The 10,900-nt window shown below is 59.4% G+C and carries 9 protein-coding genes and 1 riboswitch; all 9 genes read left to right on the top strand.

The window, feature by feature from the left end:
* Positions 1-519: 519 nt before the first annotated feature.
* Positions 520-697, top strand: a riboswitch (TPP riboswitch).
* The 9 genes from HMPREF3147_RS03995 to HMPREF3147_RS03955 all read left to right on the top strand — a co-directional run bounded on the left by HMPREF3147_RS03995 (position 686) and on the right by HMPREF3147_RS03955 (position 10,472).
* Positions 686-1,330, top strand: coding sequence for an ECF transporter S component (locus tag HMPREF3147_RS03995; RefSeq protein WP_246815721.1), 645 nt, complete (start codon positions 686-688; stop codon positions 1,328-1,330). It overlaps the preceding riboswitch by 12 nt.
* Positions 1,331-1,444: 114 nt before the next feature.
* Positions 1,445-2,881 carry an ABC transporter ATP-binding protein gene (locus HMPREF3147_RS03990; protein WP_070444766.1) on the top strand — a complete coding sequence of 479 codons (1,437 nt, stop codon included), beginning with the start codon at positions 1,445-1,447 and terminating at the stop codon, positions 2,879-2,881.
* An 88-nt stretch (positions 2,882-2,969) separates the two neighbouring features.
* On the top strand, positions 2,970-3,692 hold the full coding sequence (locus HMPREF3147_RS03985; protein ID WP_070444768.1) for an energy-coupling factor transporter transmembrane component T family protein: 723 nt from the start codon (positions 2,970-2,972) through the stop codon (positions 3,690-3,692).
* A gap of 55 nt (positions 3,693-3,747) precedes the next feature.
* Positions 3,748-4,350: an isopentenyl transferase family protein gene (locus tag HMPREF3147_RS03980; protein ID WP_010189695.1), complete on the top strand. Its 603-nt coding sequence runs from the start codon at positions 3,748-3,750 to the stop codon at positions 4,348-4,350.
* Positions 4,351-4,601: 251 nt separating this feature from the next.
* A complete protein-coding gene (gene rpsL, locus HMPREF3147_RS03975; protein ID WP_010189693.1) occupies positions 4,602-4,973 on the top strand; it encodes a 30S ribosomal protein S12 in 372 nt (123 codons plus the stop codon).
* A gap of 6 nt (positions 4,974-4,979) precedes the next feature.
* The gene (rpsG, locus tag HMPREF3147_RS03970; protein ID WP_010189692.1) at positions 4,980-5,447 is read left to right on the top strand and encodes a 30S ribosomal protein S7; all 468 of its coding nucleotides are present in this window, start codon (positions 4,980-4,982) and stop codon (positions 5,445-5,447) included.
* A 302-nt stretch (positions 5,448-5,749) separates the two neighbouring features.
* Positions 5,750-7,876 carry an elongation factor G gene (fusA, locus tag HMPREF3147_RS03965; protein WP_070444764.1) on the top strand — a complete coding sequence of 709 codons (2,127 nt, stop codon included), beginning with the start codon at positions 5,750-5,752 and terminating at the stop codon, positions 7,874-7,876.
* 367 nt (positions 7,877-8,243) lie between these two features.
* Positions 8,244-9,434, top strand: coding sequence for an elongation factor Tu (gene tuf / locus HMPREF3147_RS03960; RefSeq protein ID WP_070444762.1), 1,191 nt, complete (start codon positions 8,244-8,246; stop codon positions 9,432-9,434).
* Positions 9,435-9,542: 108 nt separating this feature from the next.
* Entirely contained in the window at positions 9,543-10,472 is a 930-nt protein-coding gene (locus tag HMPREF3147_RS03955; RefSeq protein ID WP_070444759.1) for a hypothetical protein, read from the top strand.
* Positions 10,473-10,900: the final 428 nt, after the last annotated feature.

The raw sequence follows: 10,900 nt of genomic DNA, 5'->3' as shown, positions 1-10,900 counted from the left end.
ATTGGCCTTATCGCTGATGCTTGTGCGCCGGGTGCAGGTTCCTCTAACGGTTCCTCCAAGTAATCGAAGCGTGAGGTTGTGTTTCCTCTAAAAACACCGCCCCGGGAGGTGCGTTAACCTCCCGCCCAACGTGAGAGTTGATGAAGCGGGACACTGCCACCGAGCTTTATAGCCCGGTGGCGTGGCCTGACTCATTGCTCGATTTTGTTTGATAGTGCCGAAATACCATTTGGTTATTTCTCATAGTCTTGGGTCTCTACCGAAGCTTTTCCTTTCCTTAAGCTGTACGAGTGGAGGCTCATGGCCACTGGCTTGTTAAAGCCGGTGTGCACGTACCCCGTCGCGTAGGTCAGAGGACGCGACGGGGTACTTTCGTTTTTCATCTGAGCGTGCGTCCTGGTGGTGTCTCTCTTGCTTGAAGCTGAGGTAGATGTGCTCTTGTGAGGTACGTCTTGCTAAGCTGACAGTGCTTTTGAGCGTTCTTAGCTGGTGCTCTTTTGGCGCTGGCGGCTTCTAATTACACATCGTCACGGGTGCTTCCTTGTTTGCCTTGATTGTGTTTAGCCCGATTCCATTTCTTTTGTTTTATTGGGTTTGCGTGGATTGGCTGAGGAGGCTGAGATGCCGCGTCATGGCGGCGAACCGTCGAACCTGATCCGGGTAATGCCGGCGAAAGGGAGGAATCATGAACTCTGTATCTCATGGTGGATTTGTTAATAGCGGCGAAACTGCGAATGGTGTTGCTCCACGCAGTTTGAACTGGCGCGTCGTTGACATCGTGGTGGCATCCGTGCTGGGTGTGGCCTGCGGAATTGTGTTCCTGGCATGGAACACGGTGGGCTACGCCTGGTTCCAGGCCATGGATGCGCTCACGCCGGGCTTGGGCGGTATTGCCACTGGTATTTGGCTGCTGGGTGGTGTTGTCGGTGGCCTGATTATCCGCAAGCCGGGTGCAGCACTTTATGTGGAGTTGCTGGCGGCCATCGTGTCCGCCGTGCTGGGCTCCCAGTGGGGGATTAGTACGTTGTACTCCGGAATTGCGCAGGGCATTGGTGTCGAGATTGTCTTGGCTATCTTCCTCTACCGCCGTTTTAGCTTGGGCATTGCGATGCTTGGCGGCATGGCGGCGGGCTGGGGTGCGTTTGTGCTGGAGCTGTTTACCTCCGGAAACCTGGGTAAGACTCTGCAGTTCAACATCATCTACCTGGTAACACTGACCATCTCCGGAGCCATTCTGGCTGGAGCTGTCGGTTACTTCGTGGTTAAGGCTCTTGCGAAGACTGGTGCGCTGGATCGCTTTGCGGTTGGCCGCGAACAGAACAACGCTTAGACAAGCGTTGCTTGGTACTTGTTTTGCACTGTTCTTACTTGTTTCGCGTTGTTTGTTGTTTGTCGATCGTTGACTGAGGTTGGTTGGCGTTGCTGACTGTGATGGCTGGTTCTGATGGCTGATGTGGGTAGTGCTGGGGCCACGAAGCTTGTGGCCCGTGGCTATGGGTGGACGCATGCGGGCAGGCGTGCCCCGGCGCTAGCGGATATTGACTTGGTTGTATCGCCGGGGGAGAAGGTGCTGCTGTGTGGTGATTCCGGTTCCGGGAAATCCACGCTGCTGGCAGCCATAGCGGGCGTGCTTGGTGGGGATGATGAAGGTACCCGTGTCGGGGAGATTCTTCTTGAAGATGCCTCTGGCCACGTGGAGCCACCCGGACGCACGATTCCGGTGGGGCTGGTACTGCAGGACCCAGACTCGCAGGTGATTGCCGCGCGCGTGGGCGATGACGTGGCCTTTGGTTGTGAGAATCTGGCATATCCGCGCTCGGAGATTTGGCAGCGGGTGTCGGCGGCGTTATCGATGGTGGGGCCATCGGTGGACTTGTCATTTCCCACCGAGCAGCTCTCCGGTGGGCAGAAGCAACGCCTAGCCTTGGCTGGTGTCATCGCGATGGGGGCGGGCATGGTGCTGCTGGATGAGCCGACGGCGAACCTCGACCCGGAGGGTGCGCGTGAGGTCATCGAGGCCGTAACGACCATGGTGGAGCGCACGGGTGCAACCCTCATCGTCGTAGAGCACCAGCACGCGGCGTGGAAAGGCGTGCTCGACCGGGCTATTGAGCTGAAGGACGGGCGCATCGTCGCTGATGGGCCTTTAGAGTCTGTTGTCGCTTCGCGGTCTATTAGCGGTTTGCCGCGGGCGCGGGAGATCGGCGGGACGTCGCCAAGCAACACTGGGGCAGTACCGGAGAAGGCGGCGCTGTGGAGTACGGACTTGGTCACCCGCTTCGGGCCGCCGCGTAGCTACGCGCTGCCGCGGGGGATGTCCACGGTGATTACTGGGCCAAATGGAGCGGGCAAGACCACGTGGCTGATGACGGTAGCGGGGTTGCTACCGGCAGTCTCCGGAGAGATTGGTGTGGCAGAGTACGTGCGCCGAGGGCTGAAAGGCTCGCCGCTGACGTGGAAATCTCGGGAGCTGGCAGACCGTATAGGATTCGTCTTCCAGAACCCCGAGCACCAGTTCGTCGCCCGCACAGTGGCAGAAGAGCTGCGCGTAGCGCCCCGGGTTATGCACCGCGAGGTGCCGGAGGCGCGCATTGCGGAGCTCGTGGAGTCGCTGCGCCTGGGGCATCTGCTCAACGCCAATCCGTTTACTCTCTCCGGAGGGGAGAAGCGCCGGTTGTCCGTGGCCACGGCGCTGGTCACTGCACCCGAGGTGCTGCTCCTTGACGAGCCCACCTTCGGCCAAGATCCCCACACCTTCACCGAGCTGGTGTGGTTGCTGCGGCGCATGGCGGATGAGGGGACGACGATTGCGTCGGTGACCCACGATCCGTTGTTCATTTCCGCGTTGGGTGACCACCGAGTGGAGGTGAGCCGTGGCTAATTCGTCTTCGGTGAACGTGAAGGGCGCTGGCCGTTTGGGCAGCGCTGGACTGTTGCGTGGTGTAAATCCGCTGACGCGCATCTTCCTGATGTTCGTGTGGGTTACGCCCCTGTTGCTTTCGGTGGATTGGGTCTCAGCGGTTGTGTCGTTGGGCATGACGCTTCTTTTCGCGCCGCTGTGTGGGGTGTCGTGGCCGCGGTTGGTGAAGGCTGGGTGGTTCCTGTTTCTTATTGCGCCGTTGTCTGGTATTTCGATGCTGCTATACGGTGCGCCTGGCGGGCGGGAGTACTTCAGCTGGTGGCTGATTACGGTCACGGATAACTCGCTGGAACTGGCCATCGCCATTACCGTGCGTGTGCTGGCGGTGGCGCTGCCCATGGTGGTGCTGGCGCGGGATATTGACTCGACGGAGCTGGGGGATGCCCTCTCGCAGATCCTCAAGCTGCCCTCACGCTTCGTTATCGGTGCTGTGGCCGGGGTGCGCATGATGACGCTCTTTAAATCAGACTGGCAGTACCTCGCCATGGCGCGGCGTGCACGTGGGCTTACCGACGAAGGCCGCATCAAGCACCTCATCACCATGTCCTTCGGATTGTTGGTGTTAGCCCTGAGGCGCGGCGGCAAGCTGGCCACGGCGATGGAGGCGCGCGGATTCGGGCGCACACCGCCGGGCGGTGGCCAGCGCACCTGGGCGCGGCCCTCACGTCTCGCCGGCCGGGACTGGCTGGTGATGGTGGTGGGAACCGGCCTTGCGGCGCTTCCGGTGGTAGTTTCGGTTCTCAGTGGGTCCTGGAGATTTTTTGGACTCTAGGATGACTCTCTTAAAAGCTGCACGCTAGACAAACCCAGAAGTGGTGAAAGACAACATGCAGGACACGGACCGCACGGACCATCGGGAAGGCGGTAAGGGAACTGCCGATACCAACGCCGCCGAGATGGACAGGCTCTTGAATGATGTGATGTCGCTCGCGGCGGCACGCAAGCGCCCGATGCGCCCAATTACCGTGCTTATCGACGGCCCCTCGGGCGCCGGCAAGACCTGGACCTCCGTGGCCCTCGCGGAGCGTACCGGGTGGCGCGTTGTCCACCTCGACGAATTCTATCCTGGTTGGCATGGGCTGCAAGAAGGCTCAAAGATGGTCTCGGAACAAGTGCTGCGGGAGAATAACCCGGGCTATTGGCGCTGGGACTGGGAAGCCAACGCGCCGAAGGACTGGGCTAGTTTGGATGAGCGCGACGATCTGATCGTTGAAGGCGTAGGTTCGGTTACTGAGGCCACCGTAGCCGCCGCCAACGAGCGCGGCTCCGTGGTGACCGTGCGCATCGACGGGCCGCGTGAGAAGCGTCGCGAGCGCGCCCTTGAGCGCGACCCTGGCTACGAAGAGTGGTTTGAAACCTGGGAGAAGCAGGAGCAACAGCACTTCGCTGAGCGCGCGGTGGAGGCGGACCTGACCTGGGAGTGGCGCTAATACTCACTGCAGCTTGAGTGCCAAGCCAAGCAGCCACATCATGGATTTGGGCAGATCAGCGGGGTGGTGGTAGTCTATTCTAGGTTTCATCTTTATAGGAGATGAAAAGTCTGATCGGTATCTCGACCATCCTGTGGTTGAGGGACGTTCTGGACATGCGGAAGGGCCCCGGAGAAGAGCCCCTATTTTTGCATGTTTGGACTTGTGAAAGCGGTCAGTTCAAGCCGAAGTCATAGAGAAAGACTAGATTTATGCCAACTATTCAGCAGCTGGTCCGAAAGGGCCGCCACTCCAAGAAGGCCAAGGTTGCTACGGCCGGCCTGAAGGGCTCCCCGCAGCGCCGTGGCGTGTGCACCCGCGTGTACACCACCACCCCGAAGAAGCCGAACTCGGCTCTACGTAAGGTTGCCCGTGTGCGCCTGACCTCCGGTATCGAGGTTTCCGCCTACATTCCGGGTGAGGGCCACAACCTGCAGGAGCACTCCATGGTGCTCGTCCGCGGTGGTCGTGTGAAGGACCTCCCGGGTGTTCGCTACAAGATTATCCGCGGCGCACTGGATACTCAGGGCGTGAAGGACCGTAAGCAGGCTCGTTCCCGCTACGGCGCAAAGAAGGGACAGTAATCAACAATGCGTAAGAATGCTGCACCGAAGCGTCCTGTAGTTAAGGACCCGGTTTACAACTCCGAGCAGGTCACCATGCTCGTGAACAAGATCCTGCGTGACGGCAAGAAGTCCACCGCTGAGCGCATCGTTTACGGCGCTCTTGAGGTTTGCCGCGAGAAGACCGGTACCGACCCGGTTGGCACCCTGGAGAAGGCTCTGGGCAACATCCGCCCGGACCTCGAGGTCCGCTCCCGCCGCGTGGGTGGCGCTACCTACCAGGTGCCGGTTGAGGTTAAGCCGGCTCGTTCCAACACCCTGGCTCTGCGTTGGTTGGTGACCTTCACCCGTCAGCGTCGTGAGAACAGCATGATCGAGCGTCTCGCCAACGAGATCCTCGATGCATCCAACGGCCTGGGCGCTTCTGTTAAGCGTCGTGAGGATACTCACAAGATGGCTGAGGCCAACCGCGCCTTCGCTCACTACCGCTGGTAATCCCGCCGGTAGAACCCGCCACATGGCATCATGGCTCGAACAGCGATATCATCGTTTACCTGCGCTGACAGTGCGTGTTCTCGCTCCCTTTGGTGGAGCTCTGCACGCTAGCTAGTGGGGAACCTAAACTTGAATAGCGTTGTTCGGGCTATTTTTTATGGCGTGGGCTTTAGCTCTCACGCTGACGAAGAAGCCTAGACGTGGCAAAATAGACCAAGACCTATCCATGAAGACGTCATTTGAAGTTGCGTCAGTGCATAACTGACGCCGGCGTCGACGACAATTAAGTTGGGGTATTAACTGTGGCACAAGAAGTGCTTAAGGATCTGCACAAGGTCCGCAATATCGGCATCATGGCGCACATCGATGCGGGTAAGACCACCACCACCGAGCGCATCCTCTACTACACCGGCATCAACCGCAAGGTCGGCGAGACCCACGACGGTGGCGCCACCACTGACTGGATGGAACAGGAGAAGGAGCGCGGCATTACCATTACGTCCGCCGCTGTGACCTGTTTCTGGAACAATAACCAGATCAACATCATTGACACCCCGGGTCACGTGGACTTCACCGTTGAGGTTGAGCGCTCCCTGCGTGTTCTCGACGGCGCTGTTGCTGTCTTCGACGGTAAGGAAGGCGTGGAGCCGCAGTCCGAGCAGGTGTGGCGCCAGGCTGCTAAGTACGACGTTCCCCGTGTCTGCTTCGTCAACAAGATGGACAAGCTGGGCGCTGACTTCTACTTCACCGTTCAGACCATCATCGATCGCCTCGGCGCTAAGCCGTTGGTTATGCAGCTGCCGATCGGTGCTGAGGATGATTTCGACGGCGTCGTCGACCTGATCAACATGCAGGCCATCACTTGGCGCGGCAAGACCGAGATTGGTACCGATGGCACCATCGAGGAGATCCCGGCCGACCTTCAGGAGAAGGCTGAGGAGTACCGCGAGAAGCTGCTCGAGACCGTCGCTGAGTCTGACGAAGAGCTCATGGAGAAGTACTTCGGCGGCGAAGAGCTGACCATTGAGGAAATCAAGGGCGCTATCCGCAAGCTGACCGTTAACTCCGAGATCTACCCGGTCTTCTGCGGTACCGCTTACCGCAACAAGGGTGTTCAGCCGCTGCTCGACGCCATTGTTGACTACCTCCCGAACCCTCTGGACATCGGCGAGGTCAACGGTACCTCCCTCGATGGCGAGGAGACCCTGACCCGTAAGCCTTCCGTTCAGGAGCCGTTCTCCGCACTGGCCTTCAAGATTGCCGTACACCCGTTCTTCGGCAAGCTCACCTACGTGCGCGTTTACTCCGGCCAGGCTATCCCAGGCGAGAACATGCTCAACTCCACCAAGAACAAGAAGGAGCGCGTGGGCAAGCTCTTCCAGATGCACGCGAACAAGGAGAACCCGGTCGAGCATGCCGACGCCGGTAACATCTACGCGTTCATCGGCCTGAAGGAAACCACCACCGGTGATACCCTCTGTAACCCGGACAACCCGATCATCCTCGAGTCCATGGACTTCCCGGATCCGGTTATCCAGGTTGCTATTGAGCCGAAGACCAAGGCTGACCAGGAGAAGCTGGGTACCGCTATTCAGAAGTTGGCTGAAGAGGACCCGACCTTCACGGTCCAGCTCGACGAAGAATCCGGCCAGACCGTTATCGGCGGCATGGGTGAGCTGCACCTCGACGTTTTGGTTGACCGTATGAAGCGCGAGTTCAAGGTTGAGGCAAACATCGGTAACCCGCAGGTTGCTTACCGTGAGACCATTCGCAAGAAGGTCGAGTCCCTGGACTACACCCACAAGAAGCAGACCGGTGGTTCCGGCCAGTTCGCAAAGGTTATCGTCACCATCGAGCCTTATAACCCGGATCCGGAAGAGCTGGAAGAGGGCGAGTCCGCAACCTACAAGTTCGAGAACTCCGTCACCGGTGGCCGCGTTCCGAAGGAGTACATCCCGTCCGTCGATGCTGGTATCCAGGACGCTATGCAGTACGGCTTCGTCGCCGGCTACCCGTTGGTGAACATCAAGGCCACCCTCGAGGATGGCGCTTACCACGACGTTGACTCCTCTGAGATGGCCTTCAAGCTCGCTGGCTCCCAGGTCCTCAAGGAGGCCGTTGCTAAGGCAAAGCCGGTTCTGCTTGAGCCGATCATGGCCGTTGAGGTCGTGACCCCGGAGGAGTACATGGGCACCGTTAACGGTGACATCTCCCCCCGCCGTGGCCAGGTCTTCGCTATGGAAGACCGCTCCGGCGCCAAGGTGGTTAAGGCTAAGGTTCCGCTGTCCGAGATGTTCGGCTACATCGGTGACCTGCGTTCTTCCACCGCTGGTCGTGCAAACTTCACCATGGTCTTCGATTCCTACGCTGAGGTTCCCTCCTCCGTGGCACAGGAGATCATCGAGGAGCGCACCGGCACCAAGGCCTAAGGCTTAAGGGGATCCGATCGATTCCCTTCCTCGTGGGGCTGGTAGTCTTCGCCAGTAGGCACCAGCTCCCAACGCTGGGGAGGTAGCGGTCCGCTGAGTGCGTAAAGTTTTTGCGCGTTGAGCCGGCCGTTACCCTCCCAGGATCCTTTAAATTGATTCTTGTCGAGGGTCAACGTCCGCACGTGTTGGGCGGGGTTACCTCCTATTTGGGCAGTTTGAAAAAACTGCGGCATAAATCTAGGATCGTGTAACTGGCACGTAAGAAAGCGTCATTAGCGCTTATGAGCTTCGGCTCGAAGTGCCAATGGCAATACAAACCACGTGGCTGCGAAATACGTAGCCGCCATAGAGTCCAGGAGGACAAACAGTGGCAAAGGAGAAGTTCGAGCGTACGAAGCCGCATGTGAACATCGGCACCATCGGACACGTCGACCACGGCAAGACCACCACCACCGCAGCGATCACCAAGGTTCTGGCTGACGCTTACCCGGAGGAGAACACCGCTTTCGCATTCGACTCCATCGATAAGGCTCCTGAGGAGAAGGAGCGCGGTATTACCATCAACATCTCCCACGTGGAGTACTCCACCCCGAAGCGCCACTACGCACACGTGGACGCCCCGGGCCACGCCGACTACATCAAGAACATGATTACCGGTGCTGCTCAGATGGACGGCGCCATCCTGGTTGTTGCTGCAACCGATGGCCCGATGCCGCAGACCCGCGAGCACGTTCTTCTGGCTCGCCAGGTTGGCGTTCCGTACATCCTCGTTGCACTGAACAAGTGCGACATGGTTGACGATGAGGAAATCATCGAGCTCGTCGAGATGGAGATCCGCGAGCTGCTCGCTGAGCAGGACTACGACGAGGAAGCTCCGATCGTTCACATCTCCGCTCTGAAGGCTCTCGAGGGCGACGAGAAGTGGGTACAGTCCGTCATCGACCTGATGGACGCCTGCGACGAGTCCATCCCGGATCCGGAGCGTGAGCTGGACAAGCCGTTCCTCATGCCGATCGAGGACATCTTCACCATTACCGGCCGCGGTACCGTTGTTACCGGCCGTGTTGAGCGTGGCTCCCTGAACGTCAACGAGGACATCGAGATCATCGGTATCAAGGACAAGTCCATGTCCACCACCGTTACCGGTATCGAGATGTTCCGCAAGATGATGGACTACACCGAGGCTGGCGACAACTGTGGTCTGCTTCTGCGTGGTACCAAGCGTGAAGAGGTGGAGCGTGGCCAGGTTTGCATCAAGCCGGGCGCTTACACCCCGCACACCAAGTTCGAGGGTTCCGTCTACGTCCTGAAGAAGGAAGAGGGCGGCCGCCACACCCCGTTCATGGACAACTACCGTCCGCAGTTCTACTTCCGCACCACCGACGTTACCGGCGTTATCAAGCTGCCTGAGGGCACCGAGATGGTTATGCCGGGCGACAACGTTGAGATGTCCGTAGAGCTCATCCAGCCGGTCGCTATGGACGAGGGCCTGCGCTTCGCTATCCGCGAGGGCTCCCGTACCGTCGGCGCTGGCCGCGTTACCAAGATCCTCGGCTAATTCTCGCTAGGGCTTAAGGCCCTTCCTGATTAGCAGGTCTGTAAGCCGCTCAATCCCTGATTGGGTTGGGCGGCTTTGGTGATCGTGGGCCTACTAGGCTTAGGAGTCATGTTTGACCCAACCCGTATTGACCGAACCCTCGCCGCCCTGCGTGCCGCGTGGGAAGGCCAACCGGACTTACCTTTGGGAACCCTGTTTGGAATGCTGGCGGCGGAAGGATACGGCTGGGGCGTGCCTGACGACGAACTCACCGCCCGTCTAGAGTCCATGGCAGCCGTCCACCCGCCGCTCTTGCCTCTCGACGGCTACCTCATCACCGAAGGCCTCTGGCTCGTCGTTACCCCGTCTCACCGCGTCACCTTGACGCCCATAGTCCCTACCTATTCTCCTCAGGGCCCTGTTGTTCCGGCTTCCGCCGAGTCCTCAGAGCACCCAGTGTCCAATGTGCCCACCGCGCTCCCAGCGGGCGTGGTTGACAAGGCTCCCACCGAGTCCTCACGGTGCCTCGATGAGCAGCGCATACCAAGCCAGTTTCAAGAGGACAACGCCTCTAGTTCCCAGCCGTATCGAGCCACGTGCGTGGCAGTCGTACGGCCGGTATCGAAGGAAGGGCAACGAGGGCAACCTGTGGCGTGGCAGGTCTCAGCACTCCGTCCGGTGGGCCCTGGCCGCCCGCTTGTCCTCGCAGACACTGAAGGTTTCGAGCACCGCTTTGGTGTTATCGAGTCTGTTACCCGGCTGCGCGAAGACCATCGCAGCTTGACTGGATTGAAGCGCCGCAGCGTGGGGGACCGCGTGTGGTTCATCCGCACCGATACGGAAACAATCCTCCTCGACCACGGTCTGCATATCATCGAGCGCAAAAACCGGGAGCTCATCCGCACTGACTTCTCGTGGCATCGCATCGAGGAAGGCGAAGTCGGAAGTCCATTCTGTGTTCACCTCTCACGCGGAACCATGCACACGTTTGGCGTTATCAAGGAGCTTATCCTCGCCGAATCAGAGCCCTGGAGTGCTCCTCCCTCGCCACCCCTTTAATCAGTCCTGGTGCGCCGAGCTTTGCTCGGGGCTGGCCTTGATTGGCGGGGTCGCCTTTAAGAGCTAAGGGTCCCCGTTGCATATGCCGCTTCCCGTGGCCTGTGAAGCGTAGTCGGGGATCCTGCCAGCCTGGCTTCGCCTTTAAGGGCTTAAGGATCTCGTAGCTCTTGCGGCTTCCGGCAGCACGTGAAGCCGGGCTTGGGGTCGCCGGATTGCCCGTCAGTCTGGCTTTGGATGATGGGTGGCGCTGGCATAAGGCTCGCAGGTTTTCTTGCGTACCTTGTTGTGGTTTGTGGGTGGTGTTGTCTTGAAGGATCGCCGATGTGCCCGCGAACCTTCCCTCGGTTGGCGGGTGGCGGTGCTGTCGCTGGTGGTAAGCCGTTTCCTTTCAGTCGTTGCTGTGTGTGGTGGCTGGGGTTAGCTGCTGT

Origin of the sequence: Corynebacterium sp. HMSC05D03, assembly GCF_001807205.1 — a bacterium.
GTDB classification, from domain to species: Bacteria; Actinomycetota; Actinomycetes; order Mycobacteriales; family Mycobacteriaceae; genus Corynebacterium; species Corynebacterium aurimucosum.
This window is presented reverse-complemented; position numbering and strand designations above follow the sequence as displayed.